Annotated in this window: 19 protein-coding genes; 13 read left to right on the plus strand and 6 right to left on the minus strand. The window is 66.3% G+C overall.

The window, feature by feature from the left end:
* Positions 1 to 317 precede the first annotated feature (317 nt).
* Positions 318 to 1,130 carry an inositol monophosphatase family protein gene (locus tag F468_RS0111420; RefSeq protein ID WP_018138889.1) on the minus strand — a complete coding sequence of 271 codons (813 nt, stop codon included), beginning with the start codon at positions 1,128 to 1,130 and terminating at the stop codon, positions 318 to 320.
* A gap of 149 nt (positions 1,131 to 1,279) precedes the next feature.
* Between F468_RS0111420 and F468_RS0111425 the strand changes: the two genes are divergently transcribed.
* The 10 genes from F468_RS0111425 to iscX all read left to right on the plus strand — a co-directional run bounded on the left by F468_RS0111425 (position 1,280) and on the right by iscX (position 8,621).
* On the plus strand, positions 1,280 to 2,023 hold the full coding sequence (locus F468_RS0111425; protein WP_018138888.1) for an RNA methyltransferase: 744 nt from the start codon (positions 1,280 to 1,282) through the stop codon (positions 2,021 to 2,023).
* Between the two features lie 57 nt (positions 2,024 to 2,080).
* Positions 2,081 to 2,908, plus strand: a complete 828-nt coding sequence (gene cysE / locus F468_RS0111430) for a serine O-acetyltransferase (protein WP_018174409.1) — start codon at positions 2,081 to 2,083, stop codon at positions 2,906 to 2,908.
* A gap of 57 nt (positions 2,909 to 2,965) precedes the next feature.
* Positions 2,966 to 3,460 carry an Rrf2 family transcriptional regulator gene (locus F468_RS0111435; protein WP_018138886.1) on the plus strand — a complete coding sequence of 165 codons (495 nt, stop codon included), beginning with the start codon at positions 2,966 to 2,968 and terminating at the stop codon, positions 3,458 to 3,460.
* A 27-nt stretch (positions 3,461 to 3,487) separates the two neighbouring features.
* The gene (locus tag F468_RS0111440) at positions 3,488 to 4,711 is read left to right on the plus strand and encodes an IscS subfamily cysteine desulfurase (RefSeq protein WP_018138885.1); all 1,224 of its coding nucleotides are present in this window, start codon (positions 3,488 to 3,490) and stop codon (positions 4,709 to 4,711) included.
* Positions 4,712 to 4,765: 54 nt separating this feature from the next.
* The gene (iscU, locus tag F468_RS0111445) at positions 4,766 to 5,176 is read left to right on the plus strand and encodes a Fe-S cluster assembly scaffold IscU (protein ID WP_018138884.1); all 411 of its coding nucleotides are present in this window, start codon (positions 4,766 to 4,768) and stop codon (positions 5,174 to 5,176) included.
* Positions 5,177 to 5,183: 7 nt separating this feature from the next.
* Positions 5,184 to 5,507: an iron-sulfur cluster assembly protein IscA gene (gene iscA / locus F468_RS0111450; protein WP_018138883.1), complete on the plus strand. Its 324-nt coding sequence runs from the start codon at positions 5,184 to 5,186 to the stop codon at positions 5,505 to 5,507.
* A 118-nt stretch (positions 5,508 to 5,625) separates the two neighbouring features.
* A complete protein-coding gene (hscB, locus tag F468_RS0111455; protein WP_018138882.1) occupies positions 5,626 to 6,150 on the plus strand; it encodes a Fe-S protein assembly co-chaperone HscB in 525 nt (174 codons plus the stop codon).
* A gap of 30 nt (positions 6,151 to 6,180) precedes the next feature.
* On the plus strand, positions 6,181 to 8,064 hold the full coding sequence (gene hscA / locus F468_RS0111460; protein ID WP_018138881.1) for a Fe-S protein assembly chaperone HscA: 1,884 nt from the start codon (positions 6,181 to 6,183) through the stop codon (positions 8,062 to 8,064).
* Between the two features lie 4 nt (positions 8,065 to 8,068).
* Entirely contained in the window at positions 8,069 to 8,407 is a 339-nt protein-coding gene (fdx, locus tag F468_RS0111465) for an ISC system 2Fe-2S type ferredoxin (protein ID WP_018138880.1), read from the plus strand.
* Between the two features lie 10 nt (positions 8,408 to 8,417).
* Entirely contained in the window at positions 8,418 to 8,621 is a 204-nt protein-coding gene (gene iscX, locus F468_RS0111470) for a Fe-S cluster assembly protein IscX (protein ID WP_018138879.1), read from the plus strand.
* Between the two features lies 1 nt (position 8,622).
* On the opposite strand, the gene F468_RS0111475 is transcribed toward iscX, so the two are convergent.
* Both F468_RS0111475 and F468_RS0111480 read right to left on the minus strand, forming a co-directional pair.
* Positions 8,623 to 10,440 carry an ABC transporter ATP-binding protein/permease gene (locus tag F468_RS0111475; protein WP_018995219.1) on the minus strand — a complete coding sequence of 606 codons (1,818 nt, stop codon included), beginning with the start codon at positions 10,438 to 10,440 and terminating at the stop codon, positions 8,623 to 8,625.
* On the minus strand, positions 10,441 to 11,439 hold the full coding sequence (locus F468_RS0111480; RefSeq protein ID WP_018174413.1) for a diguanylate cyclase: 999 nt from the start codon (positions 11,437 to 11,439) through the stop codon (positions 10,441 to 10,443).
* A 187-nt stretch (positions 11,440 to 11,626) separates the two neighbouring features.
* Between F468_RS0111480 and recQ the strand changes: the two genes are divergently transcribed.
* Positions 11,627 to 13,507, plus strand: coding sequence for a DNA helicase RecQ (gene recQ, locus F468_RS0111485; RefSeq protein WP_018649344.1), 1,881 nt, complete (start codon positions 11,627 to 11,629; stop codon positions 13,505 to 13,507).
* 56 nt (positions 13,508 to 13,563) lie between these two features.
* A complete protein-coding gene (locus F468_RS0111490) occupies positions 13,564 to 14,319 on the plus strand; it encodes a DUF3581 family protein (RefSeq protein WP_018138875.1) in 756 nt (251 codons plus the stop codon).
* 33 nt (positions 14,320 to 14,352) lie between these two features.
* Here the strand turns inward: F468_RS0111490 and F468_RS0111495 are convergent, their stop codons facing one another.
* On the minus strand, positions 14,353 to 14,733 hold the full coding sequence (locus tag F468_RS0111495) for a DUF2237 family protein (RefSeq protein ID WP_018138874.1): 381 nt from the start codon (positions 14,731 to 14,733) through the stop codon (positions 14,353 to 14,355).
* Between the two features lie 228 nt (positions 14,734 to 14,961).
* Between F468_RS0111495 and F468_RS14325 the strand changes: the two genes are divergently transcribed.
* Positions 14,962 to 15,267, plus strand: a complete 306-nt coding sequence (locus F468_RS14325; RefSeq protein WP_081601208.1) for a hypothetical protein — start codon at positions 14,962 to 14,964, stop codon at positions 15,265 to 15,267.
* An 18-nt stretch (positions 15,268 to 15,285) separates the two neighbouring features.
* Here the strand turns inward: F468_RS14325 and codB are convergent, their stop codons facing one another.
* Both codB and F468_RS0111505 read right to left on the minus strand, forming a co-directional pair.
* Positions 15,286 to 16,548, minus strand: a complete 1,263-nt coding sequence (gene codB / locus F468_RS0111500; RefSeq protein WP_018174415.1) for a cytosine permease — start codon at positions 16,546 to 16,548, stop codon at positions 15,286 to 15,288.
* A 46-nt stretch (positions 16,549 to 16,594) separates the two neighbouring features.
* A complete protein-coding gene (locus tag F468_RS0111505; RefSeq protein WP_018174416.1) occupies positions 16,595 to 17,173 on the minus strand; it encodes an NAD(P)H-dependent oxidoreductase in 579 nt (192 codons plus the stop codon).
* Between the last annotated feature and the right edge of the window lie 90 nt (positions 17,174 to 17,263).

Below are 17,263 nucleotides of genomic sequence, written 5' to 3' on the forward strand. Positions count from 1 at the left end.
AGCGAGTTTCAGCGCCGCCGGCCCGAGGGCCCTGGAGCAAGGTTCCCGGGCGGAATCCGGGTGCCCTTCTTTGGGTACTTTCTTGGGCAAGCAAGAAAGTACCTCGCGGCGCGCTCGCGAGTGAGCGCGCGGCAGTATGCGGACCGAAGGCACGTATACACCGGGTGCCGAACCGGGCCGGCCACAATATGGTAGGCGGTCGGACGAAGCCACGGTAAACGCCAGAGGACGAAACAGGCTCAGCCTAAACGGCGCGGAAGGTGGTCGGGGTGAGCGCCTACCGGGGCGTTAGCCCGGCAGGGCGCGAAGGGGAGGGCTTAGTCGTTCGCTTGGGCGGCGCGTTCTTTTTCGGCCTGGTGCAGGCGCTGCAGCATGGCCTTGAGCACCTTCGGGTTGCCGGCGACGACATCGCCGCGGCGAAGCACGTCTGGGTTGCCGGCCCAGTCGCTGACAACGCCACCCGCCTCCTGCACCAGCAGCAGGCCTGCCGCGATGTCCCAGGCCTGCAGGCCCATCTCCCAGAAGCCATCGAAGCGTCCGCAAGCGACCCAGGCCAGATCCAGCGCGGCGGAGCCCGGGCGGCGTACACCGGCGGTGCCGGGCACCAGGTGGCGCAGGCTGCTCAGGTAGCGCTCCAGATCCTGGCCTTCGCGGAAGGGGATGCCGGTGCCCAGCAGGGCGCCGTTGAGGTCCTTGCGGTCGGACACGCGGATCCGGCGGCTGTTGAGAAACGCCCCGGCACCCCGCGTCGCGGTGAACAGCTCTTCCTTCAGCGGGTCGTAGACCACCGCCTGCTCCAGCCGCCCCTTGTGCTTGAGTGCGATGGAGATGCCGTACTGGGGGATCTGGCGCAGGTAGTTGGTGGTGCCGTCCAGCGGGTCGATGATCCAAACGTATTCGCCGTCGGCTCCGTCCTGCTGCCCGCCTTCTTCCGCCATGATGGTGTGGTCGGGATAGGCGCGGCGCAACGTCTGCACAATGGCCTGCTCGGCGGAGAGGTCGACATCCGACACCCAGTCGTTGCGGGCCTTCTCGCGCGTGTTCATGCGATCCGGTCGTCCCCAGGCGCGGGTGGTGATGCGTCCGGCTTCGCGAGCCGCCGATACCGCCGTGTTCAGCATGGGGTGCATGGGGTGTCTCCTGGTGTTCTGAGGGGTGTCCAGCGGGCGCGCGCACGCGCCTCGGAAAGGCCGCGAACAATACACAAGCGGCTCTTTTTTGGGAAGTCGCAGGCACCGGTGTGTACAATCCGACGCCTTGAACGAAGGGGGTTCCGCATATGGAGCAACGCCTGGGCCGGGTGCGGGTCGTGCTGGTCGGTACGACGCATCCGGGCAACATCGGCTCCGCCGCGCGTGCAATGAAGGCCATGGGGGTTACCGATCTGGTGCTGGTGGCGCCGGAGCGGTTCCCGCATGCCGATGCCACGGCGCTGGCCTCCGGGGCCGATGACCTGCTGGCGCGGGCACGGGTGGTGGACGACCTGGCGGCTGCGGTCGCGGACTGTGTGTGGGTGATCGGGACCAGCGCCCGGCTGCGCACGCACTCTGTGCCCGTGCTGGGCCCGGATATTGCGGCCGAACAGGTGCTGACGCATGCGTCCGAGGGGCCGGTCGCGCTGGTGTTCGGGCGCGAGCACAGCGGGCTGACCAATACCGAGCTGGATCACTGCAACGCCTTTGTCCAGATCCCGACCGTCCCGGATTTCAGCTCCCTGAATCTTGCTGGCAGCGTGCAGGTGATGACCTATGCGCTGCGCATGGCCGCCCTGGCCGGGGAGTCGGTTGGGGCCGCGGCTGCGGCCGAGCCCGAGGATGCGCGCGACCCGCTGGCGACCCAGGCGGAGATGGAGGGCCTGTTCAGTCATTTCGAGCAGGCGCTGACGACCATCGAGGTGCTGGATCCCGAGAACCCGCGCCATTTGATGCGGCGCCTGCGCCACCTCTACATGCGCGCGGGGCTCAGTGCCAGCGAGGTGCGCATGCTGCGCGGCATATTGACGCACACGGAGCGTGGCCGCTGAGACGGGTCGCGCGCGGAAGTGATACCTTAGTAAATGACTCAGGAATGAGGCCCGGCCATGTTTGACAGGATGCGCGAGGACATTCGCTGCGTGTTCGCACGCGACCCCGCCGCCCGCAACGCCTTCGAGGTGGTGACGGCGTATCCCGGTCTGCATGCGCTCTGGTATCACCGGCTGGCGCACTGGCTGTGGAACCATCGCATGCGCTGGCTGGGGCGGGTGATTGCCAACTTCAGTCGCTGGGTGACCGGGATCGAGATCCACCCGGGCGCGAAGATCGGGCGGCGCTTCTTTATCGACCACGGTATGGGTGTGGTGATCGGCGAAACCGCCGAGGTCGGCGATGACTGCACGATCTACCACCAGGTGACCCTCGGCGGTACCAGTTGGGAGGGCGGCAAACGCCACCCGACGCTGGGCGACGAGGTGGTCATCGGTGCGGGGGCCAAACTGCTGGGCCCGATCCACGTGGGTGACCGCGCGCGCATCGGTTCGAATGCAGTGGTGCTGAAGGATGTCCCGGCGGATGCGACGGCGGTCGGGATCCCGGCGCGGGTCATCGGTCCGCGGCCGGAGCCGGACCCGCGGTTTCAGCAGATGGCCGACCGCCTGGGTTTCGATGCCTACGGTGTTGCGCGCGATATGCCCGACCCGGTGGCCAACGCGATTCATCGGATCGTGCACCGAGTGCATGAGCTGGACGAGCGCATGGACAAGGCCTGCCAGGCCCTGAAGCGTGCGGGGATCGACCCCGGCGAGGTGGTGGGCGATGCGGATTCGAGGCCGATCGAGCCCTGCGATCTGGAGGGGCTGGAGCCGGACGAATGCGAAGTGCCTCGGCCTGCGGAAAGCCAACAAGAACGTAAACAGCAGGGGAATACTTGATCGTTTTGGTCGGTTATTCTAAGCTGCACGTCAAATGAGCAGGAAGCAGACACAGCCATGAAACTGACGACCAAAGGGCGCTACGCCGTCACTGCCATGCTGGACGTGGCGATGCACACCGAGAACGGCCCGGTATCACTGGCCGAGGTGGCGCGACGCCAGAAACTGTCATTGTCCTATCTGGAGCAGCTTTTTTCCAGGCTGCGCCGGCAGGGGCTGGTGAACAGCAGTCGCGGCCCGGGCGGTGGTTATGCGCTGAGTCGGGAGCCCGAGGGTATCTCGGTGGCCGATATCATAGTCGCGGTCGACGAGCCCGTGGATGTCACGCGCTGTGGCGGCAAGGCCAACTGCAATTCCGAATCGCGCTGTCTGACGCACGATCTGTGGACGGATCTCAGCCAGCAGCTCTACGACTTTCTCAGCAACCGGACGCTGGCGGATGTGCTGGAACGGCATCGGGCACAGAAGGAGCAGGATGGCGTGAAGGAAGTGGTCGTGCATGGCAACGCCCTGAAGGGCGATGCAACCAAATCGAGCAATGCGACCGCCTGAGGCGGCTGCGTAAGGAGTGAACGCGTAATGAGTGACCTGAAACTGCCCATCTACCTGGACTACTCCGCGACCACGCCGGTCGACGAGCGTGTGGCCGAGAAGATGACCGGCTGCCTGACCAAGGACGGCCTGTTCGGCAACCCGGCATCGCGCAGCCACAGCTTCGGCTGGGGTGCGGAAAAAGCCGTGGAGAATGCCCGTGAGCAGGTTGCTGCGCTGGTTGGCGCCGACCCGAAGGAGATCATCTGGACCTCCGGCGCCACCGAGTCCGACAACCTGGCGATCAAGGGTGCCGCGAATTTCTACCAGCGCAAGGGCAAGCACATCATCACGGTCAAGACCGAGCACAAGGCCGTGCTGGACACCGCGCGCCAGCTGGAGCGCGAGGGCTTCGAGGTCACCTATCTGGGCGTGAAGGAGAACGGCCTGGTGGACCTGCAGGAACTCAAGGATGCGATCCGGGACGACACGATCGTCGTCTCCGTGATGCACGTGAACAACGAGATCGGCGTGATCCAGGACATCGAGGCGATTGGCAATCTGTGCCGCGAGCACGGGATCGTCTTCCACGTGGACGCGGCCCAGTCCGCCGGCAAGGTCGCGGTCGATCTGTCCAAACTCCCGGTAGACCTGATGAGCTTCTCCGCGCACAAGGCCTACGGGCCGAAGGGCATCGGTGCCCTGTATGTGCGCCGCAAGCCGCGGGTGCGCATCGAGGCGCAGATGCACGGTGGTGGGCACGAACGCGGTATGCGCTCTGGCACTCTGGCGACTCACCAGATCGTCGGCATGGGCGAGGCCTTCCGAATTGCCGGCGCGGAAATGGGTACCGAACTCGAGCGCATCCGCATGCTGCGCGACCGCCTGTGGGCGGGCCTCGACGGCATGGAAGAGGTCTACCTGAACGGCGACGCCGAACAGCGGGTCGCGCACAACCTGAATGTCTCTTTCAACTTCGTCGAGGGCGAGAGCCTGATCATGGCGCTGCGCGACATCGCCGTGTCCTCCGGATCGGCGTGTACCTCGGCGAGCCTGGAGCCGTCCTACGTGCTGCGAGCACTGGGTCGCGACGACGAGCTGGCGCACAGCTCGATCCGCTTCTCCATCGGTCGCTACACGACCGTCGAGGAGGTCGACCATACGGTCGAGATCGTGCGCGCCGCAGTCGCCAAGCTGCGCGAGCTCTCCCCACTGTGGGAGATGTATCAGGACGGCATCGATCTGAGCACCGTCGAGTGGGCGGCCCACTAGGCCACCGGCTCGGCACCACGAACGCAACGCGTACTACGCAATAGGAGAACGGTCATGGCTTACAGTGACAAGGTTCTGGACCACTACGAAAATCCGCGCAACGTCGGCAGCTTCGACAAGAACGATGACTCCGTCGGTACCGGCATGGTCGGCGCCCCGGCCTGCGGCGATGTGATGAAGCTGCAGATCAAGGTCAACGACGAAGGCGTGATCGAAGACGCCAAGTTCAAGACCTACGGCTGTGGCTCCGCCATCGCCTCCAGTTCGCTGCTCACCGAATGGGTGCGCGGCAAGACCCTGGACGAGGCCAGCCAGATCAAGAATACGCAGATTGCGGAAGAACTGGCCCTGCCGCCGGTGAAGATCCATTGCTCCGTGCTGGCCGAGGACGCGATCAAGGCAGCCATCTCCAACTATCAGGAGCGGCACGGTCAGGACGAGCAGGCCGAGCAGAAGACCGCCTGAGGTGTCTATGGCGATTACACTGACCGAACCGGCAGCCGAGCGCATCCAGAGCTTTCTTGCCCAGCGTGGCAAGGGTGTGGGCGTGCGCCTCGGGGTCAGGACGACCGGCTGCTCGGGCATGGCCTACGTGGTCGAGTTCGCCGACGATATCGAGGACACCGACACGGTGTTCGAGGATCGTGGCATCAAGTTGGTGGTCAACCCGAAGTCGCTCGTCTATCTGGATGGCACCGAGCTGGATTTCGGCAAGGAAGGCCTGAACGAGGGTTTCAGGTTCAATAACCCGAACGAGAAGGCCCGGTGCGGCTGCGGTGAAAGCTTCAGCATCTGACTGATGCACGCATCCGGGGTGGTGCATGGTGGTTGCCTGGCAGCCACTGTCCCACCCCGTTTTGCGTTGGGCGCCCGTGCCCGATGCCAGCCTCTTGTTGCGAGGACCACAGGACGTCATGACCGACCCCTTCGAGCAGTTCGACTTGCCGGTCGCTTTCGAGATCGACCGTCAGCAGCTGGCCGAGCGCTTCAAGCGCCTGCAGGCCGAGCTGCACCCCGACCGCTTCGTGCGTCAGGGCGACCAGGCGCGGCGCATGGCTGCGGCGATGGCGGCCGATGTCAACGAGGCCTATGCCATTCTCGACGACGACTACCGCCGTGCGGTGGCCTTGCTGGAGCGCGGTGGGATTGCGTTCGATGCAGAACGCGATACCAGCCAGAACATCGAGTTCATCGAGGCCCAGATCGAGTGGCGTGAACGCCTGGAAGAGGCCGAATCCGCCGGCGACCGCGAGGAACTGGACGCGGTGGGGATGGAGCTGGAAAAGGCCCGCGACGAAACGCGCTCGAAGGTCGCCGAGGCCCTGGCCGATCCGACATCGCCCGCGGCGCAGGCCAAAGATCGCGTACTCGAGCTGCGCTTTTTCGACCGCTTGCTGGCGGAGCTGAAACGAACCCGACAGAACCTGGCGCGCGGCTGAGCCGCCGCCGTGTGAAGGAGCCGAATTTCGATGGCGTTACTGCAGATCACCGAACCCGGAGCCGACTCCGCCCCGCACCGGCGGCACCTGGCGGCCGGGATCGACCTCGGCACCACGCATTCGCTGGTCGCCACCGTGCGCAGTGGCGTGGCCGACACCCTGCCGGACGAGCAGGGCCGGCATATCCTGCCTTCTGTGGTGCACTACGCGCCGGATGCGGTAAGCGTCGGGCACGCGGCGGCCGAGCATGCGGCGGATGATCCGCACAACACCATTGCCTCGGTCAAGCGCCTGATCGGTCGAGGCGTGGCGGATGTGGCCACGCTGTCGGGCGAATTGCCGTTTCGGCTGAAAACCGGGGACTCCAGCGTTCCGCGGATCGAGACGGCGGCCGGCGACAAGACGGCGGTGGAGGTCTCGGCCGACATCCTCAATACTCTGCGCGAACGCGCCGAAGCCACGCTTGGCGACGAGCTGGAAGGCGTGGTAATTACCGTGCCGGCGTACTTCGACGATCCGCAACGCCAGGCGACGCGCGACGCGGCGCAACTGGCGGGCCTGAACGTCCTGCGGCTGATTAGCGAGCCGACCGCCGCGGCTGTGGCCTACGGCCTGGACCAGGGCGAAGAGAGCACCATTGCGGTCTATGACCTGGGTGGCGGGACCTTCGATATCTCCATCCTGCAGCTGCGCCGGGGTGTGTTCGAGGTGCTGGCCACCGGGGGCGATTCCGCCCTGGGCGGCGATGACATCGACCGCGCGATCGCGGACTGGCTGCTGAATCAGGCCGGAATGACCGGCGAAACCGACCCGCAGCGTCTGCGCCGCGTGCTGCTGGCCGCGCGCGAGGCCAAGGAGGCCCTGACCGACGCCGACAGCACTCGCGTCGAGGTCGTGCGCGCCGATGGCTCGACTTATACGGCGGAGCTCGACCGCGCGACGCTGGTGGAGCTGGCCCGGCCGCTGCTGGACCGGACGATGGCCGCCTGCCGCCAGGTGCTGGAAGATGCCGACCTGGCGCCGGACGCGATCGACGAGGTCGTGCTGGTCGGTGGTTCCACGCGCATGCCGGCGGTCCGCGAGGCGGTGGAAGCGTTCTTTGGCCGCGCGCCGCACGCCGGGATCGATCCCGATCGTGTGGTGGCCATCGGGGCGGCCCAGCAGGCGGACATCCTGGCCGGCAACAAGCCCGATACCGAGCTCCTGCTGCTGGACGTGATCCCGCTGTCGCTGGGGCTGGAGACGATGGGGGGACTGGTCGAGTTCATCATCCCGCGCAACACCACGATCCCGGCCACCCGCGCGCAGGACTTCACCACCTTCAAGGACGGCCAGACCGCGATGTCGCTGCACGTGGTGCAGGGCGAGCGTGATGTGGTCGATGCCAACCGCTCGCTGGCGCGTTTCACCCTGTCCGGTATCCCGCCGATGGTGGCCGGGGCCGCGCGTATCCGCGTGACCTTCCAGGTCGATGCCGACGGGCTGCTGAACGTGACCGCGCGCGAGCAGACCCAGGGCGTGGAGGCGCATATCGAGGTCAAGCCCAGCTATGGCCTGACCGACAGCGAGATCGAGCAGATGCTGCGCGATTCCGCCTCCTCCGCGCGCGAGGACATGGAGGCGCGGCGCCTGCGCGAGGAGCAGGTCGAGGCCGACCGCGTGCTCGAGGCGCTGGATGCCGCGCTGGAGACGGACGGCGATCGCTACCTCGAGGCCGAGGAGCGCCAGACCATCGAGCAGGCGCGCGATGCGCTGCGCGCCGAACGCGAGAAGGGTGCCGATCCCGACGCCATCGAGGCAGCGCGCAAGCGCGTGGAACAGGCCTCCGAGGCCTTTGTCGCGCGGCGCATGAATGACAGCATCCGGCGCGCGCTCGCCGGACACAACGTTAGCGAATACGACGCAGGGAACTGACAACATGCCCCAGGTAATCTTTCTGCCCCACGAGGAAATCTGCCCGGAGGGGGCCTCCATCGAGGCCGAGCCGGGCATCAGCATCTGCGATCTCGCCCTGAAAAACGGGATCGAGATCGAGCATGCCTGCGAGAAGTCCTGCGCCTGTACCACCTGTCACGTCTATGTACGCGAGGGCTTCGACACCCTCGAGGAGCCGACCGAGGACGAGGAAGACATGCTGGACAAGGCCTGGGGTCTGGAGCCGGACTCCCGACTGTCCTGTCAGGCGATCGTGGCCGACACCGATCTGGTGGTCGAGCTGCCGAAATACACCATCAACCAGGTCTCCGAGAACCACTGAGGGCACGGCTATGAAGTGGACCGATACCCAGGAAATCGCGATCCAGCTGGCGGACGAACACCCGGACGTGGACCCGCGCAACATCAACTTCATGGACCTGCGCCAGTGGGTCATGGAGCTGCCGGAGTTCGACGACGACCCGAACCGTTCCGGCGAGCGCATCCTCGAGGCGATCCAGGCCGCCTGGATGGAAGAGGCCGACGTCGACGACTGAGCTATTCGCCAGGCGTCGCCGGATGGGGCTGTTCGGCCTCTTCCTGCTGGTGGCGCCATAGCCGCGCGTAGGCACCTTTGAGGGCCAGCAACTCGCGGTGTGTGCCGCGTTCGACCACGTGGCCGTGCTCCATGACCGCGATCTGTTCGGCGTCGATCACCGTCGACAGCCGATGCGCGATCACGAGCGTGGTGCGCCGTGCCGAGACCTCGTTCAGCGCGCGCAGGATCGCCTTCTCCGAGCCCGAATCCAGCGACGAGGTCGCCTCGTCGAAGACCAGGATCGGTGGGTCCTTCAGCAGCATGCGGGCGATCGCGATCCGCTGTTTCTCCCCGCCCGAGACCTTCAGCCCCCGTTCCCCGACAACCGTATCCAGCCCGTCCGGCAGTTGTGCGATGAAGTCGTCCAGGTGTGCGAGGCGCACTGCGCGACGAATCGCCTCCTCGTCCGCGCCTGGCTGGCCGTAGGCGACGTTGTAGCGGATGGTGTCGTTGAACAGCACGGTGTCCTGCGGCACCACGCCGATGGCCCGGCGCAGACTAGCCTGCGTCACCTCGCGGATGTCCTGCCCGTCGATCGTGATGCGCCCGCCGTCCACGTCGTAGAAGCGGAACAGCAGGCGCGCCAGGGTGGATTTGCCGGCGCCGCTGGGGCCGACGACGGCCAGCTTGTGACCGGCCGGGATCTCCAGCGAGACGTCCTCGAGGATGCGCCGGTTGGCGTGATAGCCGAATTCCACATGCTCGAAGCGCACCGTGCCCGCCCGGACTTCTAGATCGGGGGCATCCGGGCGGTCCTCCACCTGAACCGGTTTTTCCAGCAGGCCGAACAGCCGCTCGATGTTGGCCAGTGACTGGCGAATCTCGCGATAGACGAAGCCGAGGAAGTTCAGCGGCATGAACAGCTGGATCATGTAGGCGTTGACCATCACCAGATCGCCCAGCGACATCTCGCCGGCGGCTACCTGGCGCGTGGCCAGGAGCATGATCACGGTAATCGCGGCGGCGATGATCAGGGCCTGTCCGGAGTTCAGCAGCACCAGCGACAGGACGTTCTTGGTGCGCGCCTGTTCCCAGGCGGCCAGCCCGCGGTCGTAGCGCTCGGCCTCGAAGGCCTCGTTGCCGAAGTACTTGACCGTCTCGTAGTTGAGCAGGCTGTCGATCGCGCGGGTGTTGGACTCGTTGTCGCGCAGATTCGCCTCGCGCACGAAGCGCGTGCGCCATTCGGTGATCCAGATCGAGAACGCGATGTAGACCGCGACCGCCACCAGCACCGTGACCATGAACACCGGCCCCACCGCGACCAGCAGGATCAGCGCGACCAGCGCGATCTCGATCAGGGTCGGCAGGATGTTGAATACGGTAAAGCGCAGCAGGAAGCTCATGCCGCTGGTGCCGCGCTCGATGTCGCGCGCCAGACCACCCGTCTCGCGCGCGAGGTGAAAACCCAGCTCCAGCCGGTGCAGGTGCTGGAACACGCGCAGCGAGGCGCGGCGCATCGCGCGTTCCGCCACGCGCACGAATACCGCGTCGCGCAGCTCGCCGAACAGCGTGCTGCCAAAGCGCAACAGACCGTAGCCGATCACCAGGGCCACCGGTACGGCGACCAGTGCCTCGGTACCGGCGTCCTCGAAGTGCTCGACGATGTACTTCAGCGCCAGCGGGATCGCGACCGTGGCCAGCTTGGCCAGGCCCATCAGCACAAGCGCCAGGATCAGCCGTCCGCGAAACTCCGCCAGATAGGGGAGCAGGCTCTTGAGGATGCGCCAGTTCACCGCCCCGGGGGGCGGTGCATCCGGATGCGCCGTGTGCCCACGCATTCAGGCGGTTTCGACGCGGTTGCGGTTGGCGCGCTTGGCCGCGTACAGCGCCTCGTCCGCGCGCGCGATCAGGTTCTCGGCCGACTCCCCCGGCTGGTGGCCGGTAACCCCGAAGCTCGCGGTCAGCGGTGGGGCGGTCCCGAAGTCATGTGCCTCGATCGCATGGCGCAGGGCCTCGGCGAGATTCGCGGCCTGTTCGGCTGTGGTGTTCGGGCAGAGGATCAGGAACTCCTCGCCACCCCAGCGTGCGGCAGTATCGGAGCTGCGAATGCGGTCGCGCAGCAGGTGTCCGGTCTCGCGCAGGACATGGTCGCCGCGAGCGTGCCCCTGCTGGTCATTGATGGTCTTGAAGTGATCCAGGTCCATCAGGATCGCGGTCAGAGGGCTCGCGTCCCGGCGGGCCTGCAGGATCGCTTCCTCGAGGGCATGGTTACCCTTCAGGCGGTTGTGCAGCCCCGTCAGGGGGTCGGTGGTGGCCAGGCGCTCCAGGTGCTCCTGAGCGGCCTCGAGATCCCGCGTGCGTTCGCTGACCATGCGATCAAGGACCTGGGCGCGGTCCTCCAACTCCTTGATCGGGTAGGGCTCGTCGGCCCCGTGGACAGTGGTGGGGAACGAGCCGTGCAGGTGCGCCAGACGCCAGCCGTCGTCGGTGCGTCGAAAAACCAGGCTGCCCCTCAACTCGTTGAGCCTGATCTGTTGTCCGTGGATCCGGGTGTGCATCGCGAACGTGATCATCGCGATCGCGACCTCCGGATGCGGAAAGGTCACGTGCTCGTGCTGGATCATGTAGTCGAAGGGCTCCGGGGCCTGCTCGATATCGCGCCGAATGATCGAAGCGGCCTCGTCGGGCGAGAACGCCGCCTCGTCCATGCCGGTTCCGAAACCACAGACGGTTTCGGCGTTAAGTGCTATCACCTCGTTTGCATCCCGGTGCCGCAACCAGGCATCCAGGTACTCGCGGACCGCGCTGCGGACTTCCTCGTCAACCGAATTGCGCATGCTTTCGGACCATCACGTCTGGTGGTGGATACGGGTCGGGCGGGGTGATGCCCAATGTACACGGTGGCAGTTGATTCGTACCAGTCGCGACGGAAGAGAGCGCCCCGGCGGGTCGGGCAGTTTCGAGGCTTGCAGCTTCCGCTGGCATTCGGCAGGCTTCGGAGTTTGCCAGTCCCTGGAGTTTCTTTTGGAACCGACACGTCTCGCCGCCGGGCACGCGCAGGGAAGCGCCCCGGCCATTGCGCCGCTGGACATCCTGCGCGAGACCTTCGGCTATTCCGATTTTCGTGGCCAGCAACAGGCGGTCATCGAGCATGTGATCGCCGGTGGCGATGCCGTGGTGCTGATGCCCACTGGTGGTGGCAAGTCGCTTTGCTACCAGGTGCCGGCGCTGGCCCGCCCGGGCTGTGCGGTCGTGATTTCGCCGCTGATTGCGCTGATGCAGGATCAGGTGGCGGCCTTGCGCCAGAACGGGGTGGCCGCGGCCAGCCTGGATTCCGGTCAGGACGCCGAGACCGCGCGCGGTGTGCTGGCCGCACTCCATGCGGGCGAACTGGATCTCCTGTACCTGTCCCCGGAACGGCTGTTTGCCTCGGGCATGCTGGAGCGTTTGCAGGGGATCGAGCTGGCCCTGTTCGCGATCGACGAGGCGCACTGCGTTTCCCAGTGGGGTCACGACTTCCGCCCGGAATACGGCCAGCTCGCGGTGCTGGCCGAACACTTCCCGGATGTCCCGCGCATGGCGCTGACCGCCACGGCCGACGGGCCGACTCGCCAGGAGATCCGCGAACGGCTAAGGCTGGAACAGGCCCGCGCGTTCATCAGTTCCTTCGACCGCCCCAACATCCGCTATCGTGTGGCTCAGGCCGATGGCGGGCGCGGGGGCACGCCGCGCGACCGCCTGCTGCGCTTTATCCGTGAGGAGCACGCCGGCGAGGCGGGCATCGTCTATTGCCTGTCGCGCAAGAAGGTCGACGCCCTGGCCGAGTGGCTGGCGGAGCAGGGGATTCCCGCGCTGCCCTACCATGCGGGCCTCTCGGCGCGGACCCGCGCGGAAAACCAGACCCGCTTCCTGCGCGAAGAGGGCGTGATCATGGTGGCCACGATCGCGTTCGGCATGGGGATCGACAAACCCAACGTGCGGTTCGTCGCGCACATGAACCTGCCCAAGAGCCTGGAGGGGTACTACCAGGAGACCGGGCGCGCGGGGCGCGACGGGCTGCCGGCCAATGCCTGGATGGTCTACGGCCTGCAGGACGTGGTCACCCTGCGCCAGATGCTGGAGGGCTCGCAGGCCGGCCCGGAGCGCCAGCGCATCGAGCAGCAGAAACTGGACGCGATGCTGGGGTTCTGCGAGATCACCAGCTGCCGCCGCCAGGCTCTGCTGGCGTACTTCGACGAACACATGCCGGAACCCTGCGGGACCTGCGACAACTGCACGGATCCGCCCGCGACCTGGGATGCCACTGTGCCGGTTCAGAAGCTTTTGTCCTGCATCTACCGCACCGGCGAGCGCTTCGGGGCCGGGCATGTGATCGACGTGCTGCGGGGGTCTTCGAGCGAGCGCCTGCAGCGGCTCGGGCACGACCGGCTAAGTACCTACGGGATCGGCACCGAACTGGACAAGATGCAGTGGCGCGGGGTAGTGCGCCAGCTATTGGCCCGAGGTCTGCTGCGGCTGGATGACGAGGGCCACGGCGGCTTGCGCCTGGATCCGGCCTGCCGGGGCGTGCTGCGCGGGGAGGAGTCCATCCACCTGCGCGAGGAGCAGGCCCGTCCGGCGCGGCAGGCCCGGCCCGCACGCCGCGACACAGCGCGCAGCGTATCCGCGATGGACCCGGAAGACCGGGGTCTGTGGGAGCGCCTGCGGGCGCTGCGCACGGACCTGGCGCGCGAGCAGGGGGTGCCGCCGTATGTGATCTTCTCCGACGCCACACTGCTGGAGATGGTGGCCAGCGCGCCGCGTACGCCCGAGGAGATGGCCGGGATTACCGGGGTGGGGCAGCACAAGCTCGAGCGCTACGGCGACGCGTTCATCCGGGCCATCGAGGGGCATTTCGGGCTATAGTGGTGCAAACGCCGGGACAGGCCCGATAACAAGACAACAACAGCCGGGGAGACCGCGTGAGCCATACCCCTTTTCTGAAAGATTTCTACGAACTCCGGGATGGCCAGGTGGTGGTTACCCCCGAGCAGGGTAGCGACTTCGCCAAGACGCTGGCGGGCGACTTCAACCCGATCCATGATGCCGACAACCGGCGTTTCTGTGTGCCCGGCGATCTGCTGTTTGCCCTGGTGCTGGATACCTTCGGCGCGAGCGCGAACATGCATTTTCGCTTCACCAGTATGGTGGGCGGACATGTGCCGCTGATCTTCCCGGACACCCCGGGCGATGCCTTCGCCATTACGGCAGACGGCGGCAAGAGCGTGATCGAGGTCGAGCGCTCCGGGCGTGTGATCGATGATCCGGATGTGATCGAATCGCTGATCCGCAGCTACGTCAGCTTCTCCGGGCAGAATTTCCCGCATGTGCTCGTGCCGCTGATGGAGGAGCACGGGGTGATGGTGAACCCCAAGCGCCCGCTGGTGATGTACGAGCGCATGGGCTTCAGCCTGCCGGAGCCGCTGGCCGCAACGGCCGGTGTCCCGGAACCGCGGCTCAAGGATGCGGTGATGACCGTCAACGGCAAGCGCGGCGAGATCCGCCTCGACTACGAGCTGGTGATCGACCAGGCCGTCGTGGCCGAAGGCAGCAAGCATCTGGTGCTGAGCGGCCTGCGCCCGTACGACGCCGCGGACGTCGAACAACTGGTGGCCGACTACGAGAGCTGGAAGGCCGCCTACAGCGGCGAGAGCCGTGCACGGCGGGTGGCCGGCTAGCTCCGCCGACTCCGCATCCTTCGGAGTCGCTATCTACTCGGCCGTATCGCGCGCGTGTTCGGCCAGGAGATCGCGCGGGATGATCGCCAGCGTCTCCTCGTGCGTGGCGCGCAGGAATACCCCGGGCGCACAGCCGGCCTTGTAGGCCTCCAGCCAGCGCCCCGCACAAAGACACCAGCGATCCCCGGCCTTCAGACCCGGAAACCCGAATGCCGGATTGGGTGTGCTTAGATCGTTTCCCCTGGCGCGCGAGTACTCCAGAAAATCCTCGGTCATCTCGGCACAGACGGTGTGAATGCCCTGGTCGTCATGGCCGGTCGCGCAGTCACCGTCGCGATAAAAGCCGGTGACGGGATCGGTGCCGCAGGGTTCCAGCGGGCGACCAAAGACGTTGCGGGACTCGAAGCGCTGCATCAGTCAGCATCTCCTGGTGAATGATCTACCTTGGCAGGATATCGAAGTCGTCAGCGTACCGAGTGGTTCCTGCACAGGGGATGAGAGTTCATCCTGGAACGACGGCGTAAGGTCTCGCGAAGCGACTGCATAGTGTGAAGGGATTGGCAGTTTTTCGGGTGTGCCGGAACGCCCGGGCCTTTCGCGCGGACTCACGGGCAGGAATCCACACAAGGAGTAGGTGACATGATGTCGACGAAACGTTGGGTATTGGCGGCGGCGCTGGGCGCCTTGTTCACGGTCGGCACCGCTCAGGCGCAACCGGGCCCCGGTGGCCCGCCGGGGGGCTCGCCCGGGGCCAGTGGTGGTACCCCGGCCGGAGGCAATCCGCCCCCGGGCCATGGCGGAACACCCCCGGGACAGCAGCGCGGTGGCAGCAGCCCGGACCTGCCCAAGCCGCCGCGTTCGTCCAGCCCGCCCTCGCCGGGGGATGGCCCGTTGCCGGATCCGTCCGACCTGCCGGAGCCGCCGACCCCGCCGACGCCTGATCTCTGATCAACCTTCCCGGATGGTTTAGCGATTCTCTGCCCGTCGCGCCCGCAGCGCGGCGGGCAGGGCCGGGTTCATCAGAACCGCATAGGCCGCGGTGGCGGCCACCACACCAACTAGTGGCGGCACGACGGGCGAGTAGTACGCGGCCGCCGAGCCGGCGGCGTAGGCCAGCAGCCCCGGCCAGTGAAAGCTCGGGAGCCGGGTGTTGGCCAGTTGTGGATACTGCCCCCGGTGGCGCAGCCAGTAATCGGCCATGATTACACCCCCCAGCGGCGGGATGAAGGTCCCCAGCAGGATCAGGAACGGCACCAGGTAGTCATACATCCCGGCCACCGCCAGTGCCGTGCCGATAGCGGCCCCGAGTACCGTCACCAGGCGCCTGCGTTGGGTGCGCAGCAGATTGCAACCGGCCACGCCGAAGTTGTAGATGGTGTTGTCCTGAGTACTCCAGATGTTCAGCAGCAGCATCAGCAGCGTGAAGGTCACGAACCCCTGCGCCAGCATCACGTGGACGATGTCCGCCTCGTGATAGATCAGCGCGCCCAGTGCGCCGGTCAGTACCATCAACCCATTTCCCAAGACGAAGGCCGCCAGGGTGGCGATCACCGCAATGCGGGGTGTGCGCGCGAAGCGGGTCCAGTTGGTCGCCAGTGTTGCGCCGCCGACAAACGTCCCGATCACGATGGTGAGCGCGGAGCCGAAGCCCATCTCTGTTTCCGGATCCTGCCCCAGCAGACCGCCGGGGCCGCCGACCTCGCCCACGCCAATGAACAGCGTGAACAGGATAAACAGCAGCATTACCGGCACGGCGACGCGGGAGAGCCAGTCGAGACCACGGTAGCCGATCATCGCGGTGATGCAGAAGGCGAAGCCGAACAGCACCATCAGTCCGACCTCCATGGGTTCGGGGAGGGCGGTGGTCTCGACCAGTATGATCGCAACCGTTGCGGTACCCCAGGCGTACCAGCCGATCTGGGTGAACGCGAGGATCACGTCGGAGAGCTTGCTGCCCCACTCGCCGAAGCAGAAGCGCCCCATCAGCACTGTGTGCAGCCCGCTCTTGCAGCCGATGTAGGCGAGTGTGGCCGCATAGGCTCCGAGCAGGAGATTCCCAAGCGCAATCACCACCATCAGTTCGCCGAAGCTGAAGGCGGTGCCCAGCGACCCGCCGGCCCACAGGGTCGAGGTGAAAAAGGTGAACCCGAACAGGACCACGGTCATGGACCAGAACCCCTTGCGGGCGTGGTCCGGTACTTCGCTCAGGGGGTGATCGTTGTGGTTCACACGCGTCCGTTGGCTGGGGGTCCGGGGGAGTGTACCGATGGTCGTGCTACTTCGCCTGACCTCCCAGCTCCCTCATTTTTTCCAGCCAGCGTTCGCGGCTAGCGGCATTGCCCCCGGACTGCCCGATCAGGGTGTGGCGCACGGGGCTGAAGCCGCAGAAAAGGAAGACGTTGCGCTCCAGGCTCCTCAGGCTGTGCGCGCGATAGAACCAGCGGTAGATCGGTGCCGGCATGCCCATGGTGACGACGATACGCACCGAGCGGCCCCTCAGCCGGGTATGGCGCAACTGGTTCATGTCGCCGTCACCCACAAAGGATGGCCGAAAGACCTGCTCCAGGAAGCCCTTGACCAGCGCCGGCATATCGCCCATCCACAGGGGGTAGACGAGCACCAGGTGGTTGGCGACCTCGATCAACTCCTGTGCCTCGAGGATCGCCGGGGGCACGGCCTCCTCCAGGAACTCGGCCTGGCTGCGCAGCAGCGGGAAGTCACGCTGGGCGATCGGGAACGCATCCACTGCGAGACCTGCACGCTCGGCACCCTCGCGGTAGGCGTCCGCCAGCGCATGGTCGAAGTGGCCTTCGGCCGGGTCCGGGTGGCCCTGCAGGATCAGGATGCGTGTCATCGGCCAGCCTCCGGCAGCTCGGGAACAAACCACTCATTACGAGCGTAGCCCATCACTGAAGCCGTCTGGCTTTACTGCCAGTAGCAGCGG

It is taken from the genome of Thioalkalivibrio sp. ALJ2 (assembly GCF_000378325.1).
Taxonomy (GTDB): domain Bacteria; phylum Pseudomonadota; class Gammaproteobacteria; order Ectothiorhodospirales; family Ectothiorhodospiraceae; genus Thioalkalivibrio.

Coding starts and splice junctions, on each gene's coding strand:
- F468_RS0111420 (WP_018138889.1), bottom strand. CDS start 1,130: ATGCACCCCATGCTGAACACGGCGGTATCGGCGGCTCGCGAAGCCGGA.
- F468_RS0111425 (WP_018138888.1), top strand. CDS start 1,280: ATGGAGCAACGCCTGGGCCGGGTGCGGGTCGTGCTGGTCGGTACGACG.
- cysE (WP_018174409.1), top strand. CDS start 2,081: ATGTTTGACAGGATGCGCGAGGACATTCGCTGCGTGTTCGCACGCGAC.
- F468_RS0111435 (WP_018138886.1), top strand. CDS start 2,966: ATGAAACTGACGACCAAAGGGCGCTACGCCGTCACTGCCATGCTGGAC.
- F468_RS0111440 (WP_018138885.1), top strand. CDS start 3,488: ATGAGTGACCTGAAACTGCCCATCTACCTGGACTACTCCGCGACCACG.
- iscU (WP_018138884.1), top strand. CDS start 4,766: ATGGCTTACAGTGACAAGGTTCTGGACCACTACGAAAATCCGCGCAAC.
- iscA (WP_018138883.1), top strand. CDS start 5,184: ATGGCGATTACACTGACCGAACCGGCAGCCGAGCGCATCCAGAGCTTT.
- hscB (WP_018138882.1), top strand. CDS start 5,626: ATGACCGACCCCTTCGAGCAGTTCGACTTGCCGGTCGCTTTCGAGATC.
- hscA (WP_018138881.1), top strand. CDS start 6,181: ATGGCGTTACTGCAGATCACCGAACCCGGAGCCGACTCCGCCCCGCAC.
- fdx (WP_018138880.1), top strand. CDS start 8,069: ATGCCCCAGGTAATCTTTCTGCCCCACGAGGAAATCTGCCCGGAGGGG.
- iscX (WP_018138879.1), top strand. CDS start 8,418: ATGAAGTGGACCGATACCCAGGAAATCGCGATCCAGCTGGCGGACGAA.
- F468_RS0111475 (WP_018995219.1), bottom strand. CDS start 10,440: ATGCGTGGGCACACGGCGCATCCGGATGCACCGCCCCCCGGGGCGGTG.
- F468_RS0111480 (WP_018174413.1), bottom strand. CDS start 11,439: ATGCGCAATTCGGTTGACGAGGAAGTCCGCAGCGCGGTCCGCGAGTAC.
- F468_RS0111495 (WP_018138874.1), bottom strand. CDS start 14,733: ATGCAGCGCTTCGAGTCCCGCAACGTCTTTGGTCGCCCGCTGGAACCC.
- F468_RS14325 (WP_081601208.1), top strand. CDS start 14,962: ATGTCGACGAAACGTTGGGTATTGGCGGCGGCGCTGGGCGCCTTGTTC.
- F468_RS0111505 (WP_018174416.1), bottom strand. CDS start 17,173: ATGACACGCATCCTGATCCTGCAGGGCCACCCGGACCCGGCCGAAGGC.